Origin of the sequence: Streptomyces sp. NPDC058335 (assembly GCF_042723915.1) — a bacterium.
GTDB lineage: Bacteria > Actinomycetota > Actinomycetes > Streptomycetales > Streptomycetaceae > Streptomyces.
Window position 1 is genome coordinate 54718 of the sequence record NZ_JBHXHX010000026.1, and the last position, 15862, is coordinate 70579.

At 71.7% G+C, this 15862-nt stretch carries 18 protein-coding genes; 7 read left to right on the forward strand and 11 right to left on the reverse strand.

What is annotated here, in order from left to right:
- Positions 1 to 23: 23 nt before the first annotated feature.
- On the reverse strand, positions 24 to 1130 hold the full coding sequence (locus ACFWJX_RS35780; protein WP_383250522.1) for an AI-2E family transporter: 1107 nt from the start codon (positions 1128 to 1130) through the stop codon (positions 24 to 26).
- A gap of 145 nt (positions 1131 to 1275) precedes the next feature.
- Here ACFWJX_RS35780 and ACFWJX_RS35785 point away from each other — a divergent pair, with 145 nt between their 5' ends.
- Positions 1276 to 1752, forward strand: a complete 477-nt coding sequence (locus ACFWJX_RS35785) for a nuclear transport factor 2 family protein (protein ID WP_383250524.1) — start codon at positions 1276 to 1278, stop codon at positions 1750 to 1752.
- Positions 1753 to 1842: 90 nt separating this feature from the next.
- On the forward strand, positions 1843 to 3408 hold the full coding sequence (gene lnt / locus ACFWJX_RS35790) for an apolipoprotein N-acyltransferase (RefSeq protein WP_383250526.1): 1566 nt from the start codon (positions 1843 to 1845) through the stop codon (positions 3406 to 3408).
- Here the strand turns inward: lnt and ACFWJX_RS35795 are convergent.
- Entirely contained in the window at positions 3326 to 4237 is a 912-nt protein-coding gene (locus ACFWJX_RS35795; RefSeq protein ID WP_383250614.1) for a Gfo/Idh/MocA family protein, read from the reverse strand. The genes lnt and ACFWJX_RS35795 overlap by 83 nt on opposite strands.
- A gap of 479 nt (positions 4238 to 4716) precedes the next feature.
- Here ACFWJX_RS35795 and ACFWJX_RS35800 point away from each other — a divergent pair, with 479 nt between their 5' ends.
- Together ACFWJX_RS35800 and ACFWJX_RS35805 are read left to right on the forward strand one after the other, a co-directional pair.
- Positions 4717 to 5229 (forward strand): DinB family protein, encoded by a 513-nt coding sequence (locus tag ACFWJX_RS35800; RefSeq protein ID WP_383250527.1) that lies wholly within the window; start codon positions 4717 to 4719, stop codon positions 5227 to 5229.
- Positions 5230 to 5337: 108 nt separating this feature from the next.
- Positions 5338 to 5829 (forward strand): hypothetical protein, encoded by a 492-nt coding sequence (locus tag ACFWJX_RS35805; protein WP_383250529.1) that lies wholly within the window; start codon positions 5338 to 5340, stop codon positions 5827 to 5829.
- A gap of 26 nt (positions 5830 to 5855) precedes the next feature.
- Here the strand turns inward: ACFWJX_RS35805 and ACFWJX_RS35810 are convergent, their stop codons facing one another.
- The 7 genes from ACFWJX_RS35810 to ACFWJX_RS35840 all read right to left on the reverse strand — a co-directional run bounded on the left by ACFWJX_RS35810 (position 5856) and on the right by ACFWJX_RS35840 (position 11882).
- The gene (locus ACFWJX_RS35810) at positions 5856 to 6335 is read right to left on the reverse strand and encodes a hypothetical protein (RefSeq protein ID WP_383250530.1); all 480 of its coding nucleotides are present in this window, start codon (positions 6333 to 6335) and stop codon (positions 5856 to 5858) included.
- 116 nt (positions 6336 to 6451) lie between these two features.
- The gene (gene ung / locus ACFWJX_RS35815) at positions 6452 to 7135 is read right to left on the reverse strand and encodes a uracil-DNA glycosylase (protein ID WP_383250532.1); all 684 of its coding nucleotides are present in this window, start codon (positions 7133 to 7135) and stop codon (positions 6452 to 6454) included.
- Between the two features lie 77 nt (positions 7136 to 7212).
- Positions 7213 to 8796, reverse strand: coding sequence for an ABC transporter substrate-binding protein (locus ACFWJX_RS35820; RefSeq protein ID WP_383250533.1), 1584 nt, complete (start codon positions 8794 to 8796; stop codon positions 7213 to 7215).
- 205 nt (positions 8797 to 9001) lie between these two features.
- Positions 9002 to 9763, reverse strand: a complete 762-nt coding sequence (locus tag ACFWJX_RS35825; protein WP_383250535.1) for an SDR family oxidoreductase — start codon at positions 9761 to 9763, stop codon at positions 9002 to 9004.
- Positions 9764 to 9782: 19 nt separating this feature from the next.
- Entirely contained in the window at positions 9783 to 10544 is a 762-nt protein-coding gene (gene fabG / locus ACFWJX_RS35830; RefSeq protein WP_383250537.1) for a 3-oxoacyl-ACP reductase FabG, read from the reverse strand.
- Between the two features lie 169 nt (positions 10545 to 10713).
- On the reverse strand, positions 10714 to 11130 hold the full coding sequence (locus ACFWJX_RS35835) for a DUF3037 domain-containing protein (RefSeq protein WP_383250539.1): 417 nt from the start codon (positions 11128 to 11130) through the stop codon (positions 10714 to 10716).
- Positions 11127 to 11882: a HipA family kinase gene (locus ACFWJX_RS35840; protein ID WP_383250540.1), complete on the reverse strand. Its 756-nt coding sequence runs from the start codon at positions 11880 to 11882 to the stop codon at positions 11127 to 11129. Before ACFWJX_RS35840 ends, ACFWJX_RS35835 begins: the two co-directional genes overlap by 4 nt.
- A 198-nt stretch (positions 11883 to 12080) precedes the next feature.
- On the opposite strand from ACFWJX_RS35840, the gene ACFWJX_RS35845 reads away from it, so the two are divergent.
- Positions 12081 to 12551: a Rieske (2Fe-2S) protein gene (locus ACFWJX_RS35845; RefSeq protein ID WP_383250542.1), complete on the forward strand. Its 471-nt coding sequence runs from the start codon at positions 12081 to 12083 to the stop codon at positions 12549 to 12551.
- Here ACFWJX_RS35845 and ACFWJX_RS35850 read toward each other — a convergent pair.
- On the reverse strand, positions 12538 to 13191 hold the full coding sequence (locus tag ACFWJX_RS35850) for a cysteine hydrolase (RefSeq protein WP_383250544.1): 654 nt from the start codon (positions 13189 to 13191) through the stop codon (positions 12538 to 12540). The genes ACFWJX_RS35845 and ACFWJX_RS35850 overlap by 14 nt on opposite strands.
- Before the next feature lie 150 nt (positions 13192 to 13341).
- Here ACFWJX_RS35850 and ACFWJX_RS35855 point away from each other — a divergent pair, with 150 nt between their 5' ends.
- Positions 13342 to 13809, forward strand: coding sequence for a pyridoxamine 5'-phosphate oxidase family protein (locus ACFWJX_RS35855; RefSeq protein WP_383250546.1), 468 nt, complete (start codon positions 13342 to 13344; stop codon positions 13807 to 13809).
- A 27-nt stretch (positions 13810 to 13836) separates the two neighbouring features.
- Here the strand turns inward: ACFWJX_RS35855 and ACFWJX_RS35860 are convergent, their stop codons facing one another.
- A complete protein-coding gene (locus tag ACFWJX_RS35860; RefSeq protein ID WP_383250547.1) occupies positions 13837 to 14739 on the reverse strand; it encodes a LysR family transcriptional regulator in 903 nt (300 codons plus the stop codon).
- A gap of 75 nt (positions 14740 to 14814) precedes the next feature.
- Here ACFWJX_RS35860 and ACFWJX_RS35865 point away from each other — a divergent pair, with 75 nt between their 5' ends.
- A complete protein-coding gene (locus ACFWJX_RS35865; protein ID WP_383250549.1) occupies positions 14815 to 15810 on the forward strand; it encodes a DMT family transporter in 996 nt (331 codons plus the stop codon).
- Positions 15811 to 15862 lie beyond the last annotated feature (52 nt).

Sequence of the window (15862 nt, forward strand, 5' to 3'; positions counted from 1 at the left end):
CCCCTGCCCGCCGCGGCGAACCGCTACGACAGCACCGCGGCCCCGGCGTCCGCATCCGACTCCTCCCGGGGGTCGCTGAGTTGCTCCCGGACGTAGTTCCAGATCACCGCGAGTACCGCCGCGACCGGTACGGCGAGCAGGCTGCCGACGATCCCGGCGAGGTTGCCGCCGAGGGTGACCGCCAGCAGGACGACCGCCGCGTGCAGTCCGAGCCCCCGGCTCTGGATCATCGGCTGGAAGACGTTCCCCTCGAGCTGCTGCACCACGATGATGATGGCCAGCACGATCAGCGCGTCCGTCGGGCCGTTGGAGACCAGCGCGATGAGGACGGCGACGAACCCGGCGAACAGCGCGCCGATGATCGGCACGAACGCGGAGACGAAGGTCAGCACGGCCAGCGGAAGCACCAGCGGCACGTCCAGGATCCACAGGCCGAGGCCGATCAGCACCGCGTCGAGCAGACCGACGAGCGCCTGCGACCGGACGAACGCGCCCAGCGTGTCCCAGCTGCGCGCGGCCACCGTCGGGACGTCCGCGGCGAACCGGCCGGGCAGCTGACGGGCGAGCCACGGCAGGAACCGCGGGCCGTCCTTGAGGAAGAAGAACATCAGGAACAGGGCCAGGACGGCGGTGACCAGGCCGTTGACCACCGTGCTCACTCCCGACACGACGGCGGTGACCATGCTCCCGAGGCCGTCCTGGGCGCGGGCGACCGCGCTGTCGAGGGCCTTCGTGATCTCGTCGTCGCCGATGTTCAACGGCGGCCCGGAGGCCCATTCGCGCACTCTCTGGAGACCTTCGACCACGCCGTCGGTCAACTCCCCCGACTGGGAGGCCACCGGCACCGCGATCAGCGCCACGATGCCCGCGGCGACCAGGAGGAACAGCACGGTCACCAACGCCGCGGCGAGCGCCGGCGGCCAGCCGTGCCGGCGCAGGAAGCGCGTCGGGGGCCAGGTCAGGGTGGTGATGAACAGGCCGACGACGAGCGGCCAGACGACCGACCACATCTGCCCCAACAGCCATAGCGCGACCGCCAGCCCCACGAGGAGCAGCAACAACTCGACTGATATACGCGCCGATGCGCGGAGCGCGGCGCGGGTCCTCGTGGAACTCAACGTGGCAGACATGAGGATCACCCTATGGGTACGCCGGTCATGGACACGCACGGCCCGGTTCCTGTTCAGAGGGTCTTTCGACGGTTTGCCGCACTGATCGGCCGGACATACCCGCACGGCCCTTGGCGGCACGCCCGCGATGCCCAACACTCGGGCCATGACGCAGCGTGTGGAGCTCGCCGCCGTGATGGACCGTCTGGCCGTCGACGGTCTGATCACCGACTACGCAGTCGCCGTCGACGACGGCGACTGGGCGGCCTACCGGGAGTTGTTCACTCCGGACGGACGGGCGGACTACCGCTCGGCCGGCGGGATCGAGGGAGAGGTGGGAAAGGTCGCCGCATGGCTCGAGGAGAGCATGCGGCTGTTCTCGATGCGTCAGCATCTGATCGTCAACCGCAGACTGCGCTTCGGGGTGCTGGAGCAGGACCGGGGCGACACCGCTTGGGTCCAGGCCGACTATGTGAACCCGATGCGGCTGGCCGGCGACGAGAGGCCCGCCACGGCCCCTGACTTCGTGTGCGGCGGCCGGTACGCCTTCGAGCTGCTGCGGACGGAGGACGGCTGGCGGGTGCGCGAGGTGGTGGTGCAGGAGAAGTGGCGCCGGCAGCCCGGCCAGGACACCACCGGCTGACCGGATCGCGCCCCGTCCGCCGGAGGCCATCTGGTCGGAGATCGCCCCGGGAGCGCACACTTGAGTGACCACGGGGTAGGGAGGTGCCGTATGAAGACCTTCGGTCACTGGCTCTCCTCCCCGTGGCGGCGCTCTGTCCTCGTGGCCCTGGCGGGCGCGCTGCCCGTACCGGCCTACCCGGCCCCCGGCCTGTGGTGGTGGGCGTACGCCGCGCTGATCCCCTGGCTCCTGCTGGTGCGTTCGGCTCCGACGGGGAGGCGGGCCCTGTACGACGGATGGGCCGGCGGGTTCGGGTTCATGCTGTCGATGCATGTGTGGCTGCTGCCGAGCCTGCATGTGTTCACGCTGGTCCTCGCCGCCCTGCTGGGGGCGTTGTGGGCGCCGTGGGGCTGGCTGGTGCGTCGCTTCCTCGGCGGGGCGCCCTCGCGGGGGCGGGCCGCGGCCGCGCTGCTGGTGGTGCCCTCGGGCTGGCTGACCGTGGAACTGGTCCGTTCCTGGCAGGGGCTGGGCGGGCCGTGGGGCGTGCTCGGGGCCAGTCAGTGGCAGGTGGAGCCGGCGCTGCGGCTGGCGTCGGTCGGCGGCGTGTGGCTGCTGAGCTTCCTGGTGGTGGCCGTCAATGTCGCCGTCGCCCTGCTCGTCGCCGTTCCGGCGCACCGGGTGCCGGCCGTCGCCGGGCTCGTGGCGACGGCCGCCGCGGCCTCGGCCGCGTGGGTGTGGTCGCCGCGGCCGGACGCCGACGGGCAGGCGCGGATAGCCGTCGTGCAGGCCGGTGTCGTCGACGGGCCCGACCGCCGCTTCGACCGCGAGGAGCAGCTGACCCGCCGGCTCGTCGGGCAGGACGTCGATCTGATCGTCTGGGGCGAGAGCAGTGTCGGCCACGACCTGGACGACCGGCCCGACCTGGCCCGCCGCCTGGCGGAGCTGTCGCGCGCGACCGGCGCGGGCATCCTGGTCAACGTGGACGCCCGCCGCTCCGACCGGCCCGGCATCTACAAGAGTTCGGTCCTGGTCGGACCGGACGGACCGACCGGCGACCGGTACGACAAGATGCGGTTGGTGCCCTTCGGCGAGTACGTCCCCGCCCGTTCGCTGCTGGGCTGGGCCACGTCCGTGGGCAAGGCGGCCGGCGAGGACCGGCGGCGCGGCACGGAGCAGGTCGTGATGAACGCCGGGCCCGGCCTGCGCATCGGGCCGATGGTGTGTTTCGAGACGGCGTTCCCCGACATGAGCCGCCATCTCGTCGAGGCCGGCACCGACGTCCTGGTCGCCGAGTCGTCGACGTCGACGTTCCAGAACAGCTGGGCCCCCGCCCAGCACGCCTCGCTGGGCGCCCTGCGGGCCGCGGAGACCGGCCGCCCCTTCGTGCACGCGACGCTGACGGGTGTCTCCGCGGTGTACGACGCGAGCGGCGGGCGGATCGGTCCGTGGCTGGGTACGGACGCGAGCACCACGGCCGTCTACGAGGTGCCGCTCACCGGTGGTGTCACCCCGTACGTCCGCTTCGGCGACTGGCCGGTCCACGCGGCCCTGCTGGTCCTCGCGGGACTCGGCCTGGTGGAGGGGGTCCGGGCGGTCAGGCCGCGCCGGAACGCTCCCGTACCGCTCGGACCACCCGCTCGCACAGTTCGTGAGTCGCCAGCGCGTCGCGGGCACTGAGCGTCTTTCCGGCGCGGACGGCGTCGAGGAAGGCCAGCACGGCCTGCTCGATGCCACGCTGGCGGGCCACCGGCACCCAGTCGCCGCGCCGCCGCACGGTCGGCTGCCCCTTGTGGTCGATCACCTCGGCGAGATTGACGACCTGGCGCTTGGTGTCCTGGCCGGACACCTCCAGGATCTCCTCGTTGGACCCGCTGAGCCGGTTCATCACGCCGAGCGCGGTGAAGCCGTCCCCGGCGAGCTGGAGGACGACGTGGTGCAGCAGCCCGCCCTCGACGCGGGCCCGCACGGTCACGTCGTCGACCGGTCCCGGTGCGAGGAAGCGCAGGGTGTCGACGACGTGGATGAAGTCGTCGAGGATCATCGAACGGGGTTCCTCGGGCAGCCCGACGCGGTTCTTCTGCATCAGGATCAGCTCGCGCGGGTGGTCGGCGCACTGCGCGTATCCGGGGGCGTAACGGCGGTTGAAGCCGACGGCCAGGCTCGTCCCGCGTTCCTCCGCGAGCGCCACGAGCCGTTCGGAGTCGGCGAGTTCGTACGCCAGCGGCTTGTCGACGTAGGTCGGGACGCCCGCCTCCAGGAGCCGGGTGACGATCTCCGGGTGGACGGCGGTGGGGGCGTGCACGAAGGCCGCGTCCAGGCCCTCGGCGAGGAGCGCGTCGAGGTCGCGGTGGCGCTGCCCGGCCGGCAGGCGCAGGGTGCCGGCGACCCGGTCGAGGGTGGCCGGGGTGCGCGTCTGGAGATGCAGTTCGATCCCGGGCAACGCGCCGAGCACCGGCAGATACGCCTTCTGCGCGATGTCACCGAGTCCGATGCAGCCGACCTTCACGGGGGCTCCTTCACTGCTGGTCCGCGCCTGCCTGTTCGGCAGCATACGGGGCCTGCGGGGGCCGCCGGCCGGCGATCCCGTCGAACCCCCGCAGCAGAAGCCCCGGCCCGCCGCCGACAGCACCGCGTTCCGTACGGCGACGGCGACCGGATCGGCCGCCAGGCTGAGGCGGGACGCCCTGAGGACCTGCCGGGTGACGGACGTCGTACGGCGCAGGCGGGCGGCCGTGCAGGCGGGGAGGTCGGTGTGGTGGTGGGCGAGGACGACGGCTTCCTCGATGGCCTGGTTGCCGCCCTGGGCGAGCCTCGGCGAGGGATCCGGCTCCCATGGAGGTGCCGGACGACGGGCCGCTCCCCCCGGCACGCCGGCCGACTGCCTCGCCGAGGCCGTTTCCCCCTGACCCGGTCCCTCGGCCTGGCGGAGGCCTCCCCTGCCGAAAACACGTGGTGGCGGCGGGCCGGGTCGGCGACCATGCGGGGATGACGACGCAGCGCACCGAACCCGCCCAGAACGCCGACGAACGCACCATGCTGGAGGGCTGGCTGGACTACCACCGGGAGACCCTCGCGTGGAAGTGCGAGGGCCTCACCGACGCGCAGCTCCGCACCGCCTCCGTGCCACCGTCCGAGCTGTCGCTGATGGGCCTGGTCCGGCACATGGCGGACGTGGAGCGCGGCTGGTTCCGCAGGGTCCTCGTGGGCGACGAGACCGGACCGATCTACTACAGCGAGGAGGACCGCGACGGCGAGTTCCACCTCACCGAGAAGGACACCTGGCAGGAGGCCCACGCCACCTGGCAGGCCGAGATCGAGACCGCCCGGCGCAACGCGGCCGGCTTCGGGCTGGACGAACTCTCCCGCGGCACGAGCCGGCACACCGCGGAGCCGTTCAGCCTGCGCTGGATCTACACGCACATGATCGAGGAGTACGCGCGGCACAACGGCCACGCCGACCTGCTGCGCGAGCGCCTCGACGGCGTCACCGGAGACTGACGCCACGTCACCCCTGGCCACCGCGCGCCCTCCCCAGGGGGCACGAGATCACCCGTGCGGGGCATCCTCCGCTTGTCCGTCGTGCCTCGGGGGGCGGGAGCCAGCAGAGTGGCGCGGGTGCAGCGAACGACGACTACCGCAACGCTTCTGGTGACCGTGGCCGTCTCGGCCCTCGCCGGATGCGTGACCGTCCAGCACCCGCCGGTGCCCGGTCCGCCCGCGGCCCCGGCCCAGCCCTCGGTGCCCCGGCCCGACGGGCGGGCCGAGACACAGGTGGTGCAGGCACCGGCCCAGGAGGCGCTGGAGATGGTCGGGCCGGAGCGCGGGCGGAAGTCGACGGCATCGGCACCGCCACGGCGGACCGCCTCCCCGGCACCCGCCGAGCAGCCCCCGGCCGCCCACTCGCGCCCGCGGGCCCCGGCGCACCCCGGACCCGCCCGGCCGGACCGCCATCACCCCGCGCAGCCCCGCGTCGAGATCCCCGACGTGAAGGAGGAGGTGCGCGGCCACACCGATGTGTGCGCCCTCGGCAAGAAGTACGGGGGCTGGCGGGCGGGCAGCCCGGAGGCCGTGATCTGCGAGGGCACGTACGGACGTTGAGGCGCCTCGACGTCTCGGCTACGCGGCTACTCGGAGCGGAGGTTGTCCAGCCCGCCCTCCCCCAGCCGCAGCTCCATCCGGCTGATGGCCGCCCGCACGCCGTCGCCGTAGGTGTCGTCGCCCAGCCCCCGGGCCGCTCTGCGCGCCTTGCGCACATGGGTGCGGGCGGCTTCCGTGCGGCCGAGTTTGACGTAGTCCGCCGCGAGGTTGAGGTGGAGCGAGGGGTACAGCGCCCGCACCGCGGGCGCCCGCTCGTGCTCCTCCGCCGCGGTCAGCGCCCGCAGGTCCCAGGCCAGCTCGTCGAACGGGTCGTCCTGGGTGTCGGCGAGGTAGTGGGCGACGGTGCAGCGGTGCAGCGGGTCGCCCTCCTCGCCCAACTCCGTCCACAGTTCCAGCAGGCGGCGCCGGGCCTCCTCCCGGTCTCCCCCGTGGTGCAGCATCACGAGCTGCCCGATCCGGGTCAGCACGGCGTCCGGCGCCGCCTGTTCCTGCCGATGCTCCGCCACGAGCCCTCCTTGCGTTGTTGCGACGACGCTAACCGCAGGCACCGGAGATCCCGGTCAGGCGGCACCGGGCCGGTCCGGCGAGGGAGCGGCCCGGTGAGAGTCGGGTCGGGTGAGCGTCAGGCCAGGTTCGGGACCGTCCAGTCGATCGGCTCGTGGCCCTGCCGGGCGACCGCCTCGTTGATCTGCGTGAACGGGCGGGAGCCGAAGAACTTCTTCGCCGACAGCGGGGAGGGGTGCGCGCCCTTCACCACCACGTGCCGGGTCTCGTCGATCAGGGGCAGCTTCTTCTGCGCGTAGTTACCCCACAGGACGAAGACCGCCGGGTCGGGCCGCTCGGCCACCGCGCGGATCACCGCGTCGGTGAACCTCTCCCAGCCCTTGCCCTTGTGCGAGTTGGCCTCGCCGGCGCGGACCGTCAGGACCGCGTTGAGCAGCAGCACACCCTGCTGGGCCCACGGCATCAGATAGCCGTTGTCCGGGACGGGGGTGTCCAGTTCGGCGTGCATCTCCTTGTAGATGTTGCGCAGCGACGGCGGGATCTTCACCCCGGGCCGCACCGAGAAGCACAGGCCGTGCCCCTGGCCCTCGCCGTGGTACGGGTCCTGGCCGAGGATCAGGACCTTCACCCGCTCGTACGGCGTCGCGTCGAGCGCGGCGAAGACCTCCTCACGCGGAGGGTAGACGGGGCCCTTCGCTCGCTCCTCCTCGACGAACTCCGTCAGCTCCTTGAAGTACGGCTGCTGCAGCTCGTCGCCCAGGACCCCGCGCCAGGTCGCGGGCAGCATGGCGATGTCGGTCACGTCAACGTCCTCCGTCGTGCGGTCACTTCCAGGCCAGAACCTACAGGTGACCACTGACAACGAGGGCCGCGGTGTGCCTACCAGCTGGTCTTGCGGGACAGCTCCCACACCATCATGATCGTCGACGGGTCCAGCGCCCGCTCCGCGCCGGAGACGTCCTCGTTGGCGGCGATGTACTGCTTGCCCTGCCACAGCGGCAGCAGCCGGGCGTCGTCGACGAGGATCTGCTGGGCCTCCTGGAAGTCCTTCACCACGTTGGCGCGGTCGCTCTTCTCGCGGGAGCGGGGCAGCAGCACCTGGGTGATCTGCTTCGCCGGGTAGGGCGTGCCGAGCGCGTTCTGCTCGCCGACGAAGGGGGCGATGAAGTTGTCGGCGTCCGGGAAGTCGGGGGCCCAGCCGCGTCCGAAGACCGGGAACTCGCCCTTCTGGTAGCCCACCACGTAGGTCTTCCAGGGGCGGCTCTTGAGGGTGATCTCGAACAGGCCCGAAGCCTCCAGCTGGGCCTTGATCTCCTTGAACTCCAGGGCGGTGTCGGAGCCGTAGCGGTCGGTGGTGTACCAGAGGGTGAGCGGCACCGGATCGGTGATGCCGTCGTCAGCGAGGATCGCGCGGGCCTTGTCCGGGTCGGGGTCGCCGAAGTCGTCGAAGAAGCCGGTGGTGTGGCCGGTCAGCCCCTTGGGGACCATGGAGTACAGCGGGTCGACGGTGTCCTTGTACACCTTGTGGGCGATCGCGGCCCGGTCGATGACCTGGGCGACGGCCCGGCGTACGGCCAGCTTCTCGGACCACGGGTCCTTGGGGTTGAACACCAGGTAGTTGATGTTGCTGGCGGCGCCCTCGACGAGCTGGAGTCCCTCGTTCTCGTCGCCCTTGTTCTCCAGGGTGACGATGTCGTCGGCGGCGAGCCCCTGGTAGGTGATGTCGATCTGCTTGCCCCGCAGGGCCTTGACCATCTCGCCGGAGTCCTGGAAGTAGCGGATGGTCACCGCGTCGTTCTTGCGGTCGGCGGAGCCCTCGTAACGGCCGTTGCGGACGAGTTCCGCCCGGTCGTTCTCCTTGAAGTCCTTCAGCTCGTACGGTCCGGAGCCCACGATGCCGTCGGCGTCGTCGCGGAGCGCCTTGGCCGGGTAGTCGTCGGGGGAGACCAGGGACATGCCCGGGGTGGCGAGCACGAACGGGAAGGTGGCGTCGGCCTTGTTGAGCCGGAAGACGACCTCGCGGTCGCCGACGGCCTCGACCCGGTCGAGGCTGCCGAGCAGTCCCGCGGGGCCGGTGGGCGCGTTGATCGCCAGGATCCGGTCGAAGGTGTGCTTCACGGCCTGCGCGTCGAGCTTGCCCCCGTCGGAGAAGGCGAGGCCCTCGCGCAGCTTGCAGCGGTACGTCCGGCTGGTGCTGTCGCTGAACTCGCAGCTGGCGGCGTCGGGCTGCGGCTCCGTCGCGCCGTTCGGGTAGGACAGCAGCGTCTGGTAGACGTTGCGGAACAGCTCCCAGGAGCCGTCCCAGGCGGCGGCCGGGTCCAGCGTGCTGGGGGCGCTGGTGGTGCCCACGACGATCGGCCCGGCATCGTCGGAGCCTTCCTCTCCCAGGAGGCTGCATCCGGCCACCAGGGATATGGACACGATCGCCGCGACCTGCTGCAAGGATCGGTTCCGGTTGAACACGCGCACGCTCCTCGATCTGCCATGCCAAGGGTTGGCAGACCATACCGCAGCGACACGCCGACTGAACCCGCCCCCTGCGTCACGTTCTTGATCACTCGGGCGATGACGACGTTGTCATGACCCTGTGCGACGGCTGTACGACGAGACGGGCGCCGCCTCCGGTTCCGGAAGCGGCGCCCGTGTCCCGTGCGAGGCGGGGGTGTTGTCAGGCCACGCCCGCGTTGAGGAACATGCCGCCGTCGACGACGAGCGTCTGACCGGTGACCCAGTCCGACTGCTCCGAGGTGAGGAACGCGGCGGCGCCCCCGATGTCGGAGGGCACGCCGAGCCGGGCCAGCGGGTAGGCGGCGGCCGCCTCGGCCTCCCGGCCCTCGTAGAGGGCCTGCGCGAACTTGGTCTTCACCACGGCCGGGGCGATGGCGTTGACCCGTACCCGCGGCGCGAACTCGTGCGCCAGCTGCTGGGTCAGGTTGATCATCGCGGCCTTGCTGACGCCGTACGCGCCGATGAACGGCGAGGGCGCGAGGCCCGCCACGGAGGCGATGTTGACGATCGCGCCGCCGTTGTCCTTCTGCCAGGCGTGCCAGGTGCGCTGGGCGAAGCCGAGCGCCGAGATCACGTTGGTCTCGAACACCTTGCGCGCCACGTTCAGGTCGAGGTCGGCGATCGGCCCGAACACCGGGTTCGTACCGGCGTTGTTGACCAGGTGGTCGACGCGGCCGAAGGCCTCCATCGTGCGCTCGACTGCGATCGCCTGGTGCGCCTCGTCGTGGGCCTTGCCGGCGACGCCGATGACGCGGTCGGCGCCGAGCTTCTCGACGGCCTCCTTGAGGGCGTCCTCGTTGCGTCCGGTGATGCAGACCCGGTCGCCACGGGCGACGAGCGCCTCGGCGACGCCGTAGCCGATGCCGCGGCTGGCGCCCGTGACGAGGGCGACCTTGCCGGAGAGTGCGGGCAGTTCAGTCATGTCCGTGATCCCTGGTGGTCTAGTTGAGCGGTCCGCCGGCGACGTACAGCACCTGGCCGGAGACGAAGCCGGCGGCCTCGCCCGTGAAGAACGCGATCGCGTTGGCGATGTCCTCGGGCTCACCGACGCGCGCCACCGGGATCTGGGTGGCGGCGGCGGCCTTGAACTCCTCGAAGCCCATGCCGATGCGGGCGGCCGTCGCGGCCGTCATGTCGGTGGCGATGAAGCCGGGGGCGACGGCGTTGGCGGTGATGCCGAACTTGCCCAGCTCGAAGGCGAGGGTCTTGGTGAACCCCTGCAGACCGGCCTTGGCGGCGGAGTAGTTGGCCTGGCCCCGGTTGCCGAGCGCGGAGGACGAGGAGAGGTTGACGATCCGGCCGAAGCCGGCGTCGACCATGTGCTTCTGGACCGCCTTGGTCACCAGGAACGAACCGCGCAGGTGCACGTTGAGCACCGTGTCCCAGTCGGAGGCGCTCATCTTGAACAGCAGGTTGTCGCGGAGCACTCCCGCGTTGTTGACGAGGATCGTCGGGGCGCCCAGCTCCGCGACGACGCGCGCGACGGCCGCCTCGACCTGGGCCTCGTCGGAGACGTCGGCGCCGACCCCGATCGCCCGTCCGCCCGCCGCGGTGATCTTCTCGACGGTGTCCTTGCAGGCGGCCTCGTCGAGGTCGATCACCGCGACCGCGCGGCCCTCTGCGGCCAGCCGTACGGCGGTGGCGGCACCGATGCCGCGCGCCGCGCCCGTGACTACTGCGACCCGCTGCTCTGTGGTGGACATTGCTGCTTCTCCTCGCCCTCGAGAATGTACGTCCGTGTGGTGAGCGACCGTCCTGATCACCGTCGACTCGGTGAGCGACCGCTTAGTACCTTCGGCAGACGTGACGCTAGAAGCCTTGGCACCCGGTGTCAACGCCCCACGAGGGCGGTGTGATTCATCACCCGGCCCGTCACCTCACCAGGAGGTCCAGCAGACGGCCGGTCTCGGCCGCCGGATCGGTGGTGAGGCCGGTGTGCACGGGCCCCGGCTGGACGACCGTCGAGCGGGGTGCGATCAGCCAGCGGAAGCGCCGCCCTGCGTCGTCGTGGGCCGCCTGCCCGGCCGCCTCGCCGCCGCCGCACACGTCCTCCACGGCGCGCAGCGCGGCGCGCACCCCGGCCACGTCCGCCGCCGGGTCCAGCGCCAGCAGCCGGGCCTCGTCGAGGTGGGTGCGGGCGCCGACGTAGCCCTGGGCGCGGCAGTAGACGAGCACGCCGGCGTTGATGCACTCGCCGCGTTCGACGCGGGGCACGATCCGCAGCAGGGCGTACTCGTAGACGTCCCGCTCGTTGGCCTCGCTGGCCCTGATGATGTGGCGCTCGTTCACTCGGCCCCCTTGATGCGTTCGTGGATGACGGCGGCGCGCGCGAGGAGGGGTGCCGCGTAGGCACGCCGGAGCGCGTCCGGGGTGTCGAAGCCGGGCTCGTCGGTCAGCCAGGCGTCGGGGATCTCGGCGGTGACCTCGTCGAGGAGGCCGGCGGTGATCAGGGGGGCCAGTTCGGCCGCGGCGGCCGCGATGTCCGGGCGGAAGCGGGCGAGGGCGTGGTCCGAGGCGTCGTAGGGGCGGGCCGCGGAGGTCTCGGCGGAGGGCCAGTTGTGGTGCCAGATCATGGTGGCGCCGTGGTCGATGAGCCACAGGTCGCCGCGGTGCATCAGCAGGTTGGGGTTGCGCCAGGAGCGGTCGACGTTGTTGATCAGCGCGTCGAACCAGACGATCCGCCCGGCCTCCGCGCGGTCGACCGGGAAGGCGAGCGGGTCGAAGCCGAGGGCTCCGGACAGGAAGTCCATGCCGAGGTTGGTGCCGCCGCTGGACCTGAGCAGGTCCTGCACCTCCTGGTCGGGTTCGCCGAGACCCAGCACGGAGTCCAGCTCCACGGTGACCAGGCGCGGGACCCTCAGGCCCAGGCGGCGGGCGAGTTCGCCGCAGACGACCTCCGCGACGAGCGTCTTGCGGCCCTGCCCGGCGCCGGTGAACTTCAGGACGTAGGCGGCGAGGTCGTCGGCCTCGACGAGGCCCGGCAGCGAGCCGCCCTCACGCAGGGGCGTGATGAAACGGGTCGCGATGACTTCCTTGAGCATCGTCCCAGGCTACTGGGGTCGCGGGGGCCCGCGGCGGTGGACCGACAGCTCCGCGACAGCCGTGGCTTACGCCCCGCTCATCTCGAACGGGTCAGGATCTCGACACTGTCCGAACGGGCTCGACGACCGCTGAACAGGCGGCTCCCGGGACCCGTACCTCTCGGCAGATCATCCGACCTCCCTCGAAGGGAACCCAGCATGACCAGCGCATCGTTCCAGTCCACCTCGGGACCCGCCCGCCGCACGGTCGTGGCGGCCGCTGGAGTCGCGGGGCTCGCCGTCGCGCTGACCGCGTGCGGAGGATCCGACGACGACTCGTCCGGCTCCGCGGGCTCGACCGGCGGTTCCGAGTCCGCGAGCACCGGCGGCGGGGCCGCGGCGGGTGCGGCCCTGACGACGACCGCGGACATCCCCGAGGGGGGCGGGAAGGTCTTCGACGACCAGAAGGTGGTCGTGGTGCAGCCGACGGCGGGTGAGTTCAAGGCGTACTCGGCGGTGTGCACCCACTCGGGCTGCGCGGTCAAGAGCATCGCCGACGGGGTCATCAACTGTCCCTGCCACAACAGCAACTTCTCCGTCACCGACGGCAGCGTGAAGAGCGGCCCGGCGACGAAACCGCTGCCCGAGGTGCAGATCACCGTGAGCGGTGACTCGATCACTCTGGCCTGAGACGCCCGACCCGCCGTGCGAAGCACGCCAGGACCTCGTCCGTGGTCGCGACCGTGGCGACCAACGCGAGGGTGTGGCGGATCATCGCGGGGGTGTAGTCCGACGGCACCCCCGCGACGGCGTCGGCCGGGACGACGGCTGTGTAACCGCGGTTGACCGCGTCGAAGACGGCGTTGGGGACCGCCACGTTGGCGGAGACACCGGCGACGACCAGCGTGCGGCAGCCGAGGTTGCGCAGCAGGGCGTCGACGTCGGTGCCCTGGATCGGCGACAGACCGTGCAGCCGTCGTACGACGAAGTCCTCGTCCGTGACCTCGATCGGGGGCGCGACCTGGACGGCGGCGGTGCCGGTCAGCTGCCGGACCGGGAGACGATCGGCGGCGCGGAAGAGGCGGGCGTTGCGGTTCGCTCCCCGGCCGTCGGGGCGGCGTTCGGCGACGGCGTGGATCACCTGGACACCGCTCTCGTGGGCGCCGGCCACCAGCCGGGCGACATTGGCGAGGGCGCCCGACGAGCGTGCCGCGCGGGCGAGTTCGGGCAGGGCGGCGTCCGGGCCCACGACACCCCGCTGGCACTCCACGGTGAGCAGGACGGTGTGACGGGCGTCGAGCAGATCACCGAGTTGCACGGACGACGGCATGGCTCCCCCTGGGGGCCGGTGCGGGTCAAGTCGGCCGAGGATAGCCACCGTTGCGCGAGCAGGGAAGAAGACTCATCCTGTGCGGGCCGTCCTTTTTTGACGTGAGATCTCTGGCACCACGCGAGAGAAGCAGAGAGAGAAGAGGGCCGGATGACCGTCACGCAGCGCAGGGGCCGGAAGATCATGATGTCGCCGGGCGAGGTGAGCGCGTTCCTCACCACCGAGCGCACCTGCCGGGTGGCCACGGTCTCCGCCGACGGCGCCCCGCACGTGAGCGCCCTGTGGTTCCTGTGGGACGGCTCAGCACTGTGGCTGTACTCCGTGGTGCGCAGCAGACGCTGGGCCGACCTGCGCCGGGACCCACGGGTCGCGATCGTGATCGACACGGGCGAGGAGTACGACTCGCTGCGCGGCGTGGAGCTGTCCGGCACCGTGGAGTTCGTGGGCGAGATCCCGCGTACCGGGGAGCTGTGCGCCGAACTCGACTCCGTGGAGACGCTGTTCGCTCGCAAGAACTTCGGTCTGGACGCCATGCCGCACGACGGACGGCACGCGTGGGCGCGGCTGCGCCCGGAGAAGATCGTGTCGTGGGACTTCCGCAAGCTGGGCGAGCCGTAGGCACTCGGCCGGCGTCGGCAGCCGGCCTCAACCGACGTCGTCCGCCGCCGACTTCAGCGCCCTGACCGCCGCCCTGATCGACGGGCGACGGTCGGCGTCCGCCCGCCACACGGCGTAGACGTGCCGCCTCAGCCGCTGCCGGAGCGGGACGATGACAATCCCCTCCGGCACCGGATGCCGTCCGAGCAGCGGGGCGATGCACACGCCCAATCCGGCCGCCACCAGCCCGAGTTGGGTGTGTGTCTCGGCCGCGCGGTGGCCGACGATCGGCTCGACCCCCCGCGAGCGGAGCGTGAACATCAGCCACTCGTGACAGAACTCGCCGTCGCCCCAGGTGATCCACTCGTCGCCGGCGAACTCCCCGAGGTCCACCTCGTCCCGCCATGCGAGCGGATGCCCGGCCGGCATCGCCACATCGGCGGGGTCGTCCAGGATCGGCGCCTTGACCAGCCCGTCCGGCACCGGCATCGGCTTGTTGTACCAGTCCAGGACGACGGCGAGGTCGAGGTCGCCGCGGACCACCCCGGAGATGCCGTGCTCCGGCTCCAGCTCGCAGGAGCGCACGCGCAGCCCGGGGTGCTCCTCGCGCAGACCGGCGAGCGCGGTGGGGAACAGCCCGCGCGCGGCGGTCGGGAACGCCGACAGCCTCAACTCCCCCACCACCTGCCCTCGCTGGGCCTCCAGGTCGGACTGGGCCAGCTCGACGTGCGACAGGATGCGGGCCGCGTGGTCGGCGAGCAGCCGGCCCGCGTCCGTGAGCCGGACGCCCCGCCCGTTCTTGGCGAGGAGTTGCTGGCCGACCTCCCGCTCCAGCTTGGCCATCTGCTGCGAGACGGCCGAGGTGGTGATGTGCAGCCCCACGGCGGCACCGCTGACCGAGCCGTGCCGGGCGAGGGCGTCGAGGGTGCGCAGGCGCTCCAGGTTCAACATGTAAGCGATGCTACGAGATACCGCTCGCACATTCTCGCTTGTGCTACGAGGTGATTCTCAGGGACGGTAATGACCATGACCACCGCCGCCTCCACCGCCTCTGTCACCACCGGTTCCACCGTCACCACGGGTTCCACCGTCACCACCGGTTCCCCGCCCGCGTCCGCGGCCACCGGCCCGTCCGCCGCCCCCCGTCGCGCTCTCGACTGGCGCCTGCGATTCGCGTTCCTCTCGCTGATCTGGGGATTCAGCTTCCTGCTCATCAAGGTGGGTACGGAGAGCTACGCGCCGTTCCAGGTCACGCTCGGCCGGCTGGCGTTCGGGACGGCGGTACTGGCGGTCGCCATGGCGGTCAGGCGGGAGCGGCTGCCGCGCGGGGCACGCACCTGGGCACACCTGACCGTCGCCGCCCTCTTGCTGAACGCCCTGCCGTTCTCCCTGTTCGCCTACGCGGAACTGACGATCCCGTCCACCCTGGCGGGCATCTGCAACGCGACCTCACCGCTGTGGGGCATGGCACTCTCCCTGGTGGCCCTCTCCGAGGACCGGCCCACCCGGGTCAGGGTCGCGGGCCTGGGCCTCGGCTTCCTCGGCGTGCTGACGGTCCTCGGCGCCTGGCAGGGCTTCAGCGGACTGGACGCCCGCGGCACGACCCTGGCACTGCTGGCCTCCCTGAGCTACCCGATCGGCTGGATCTACCTGCGCCGCACGCTCGGCGGCAGCGGCGGCTCGCCGCTGTCGATGACCGGTGCGCAACTGTTCCTCGCCACACTCCAACTCGCCGTGGTCACCCCGCTGTTCACCACGTTCCCGACCCGCTTCCCGCTGCTGCCGCTGCTGGCGATCGCCGCCCTGGGCGCCCTCGGCACCGGCCTCGCCCTGCTCATCCAGTACGGCCTGGTCGCCGAGGTCGGCCCGACGACGGCCCAGATGGTCACGTACTTCATCCCGGTCATCGCGACGGCCGCGGGCGTGGCCCTGCTCGGCGAGTCACTGACCTGGTCCACACCCGTGGGAGCGGTGATCGTCCTGGCGGGAGCGGCACTGACCCAGGCCCGGCGCAAGAGGTAGCCACGGGAGGGCGGCACGCCGAGTCGGGGCGCACGGGCAGGGGCCCGAGGAA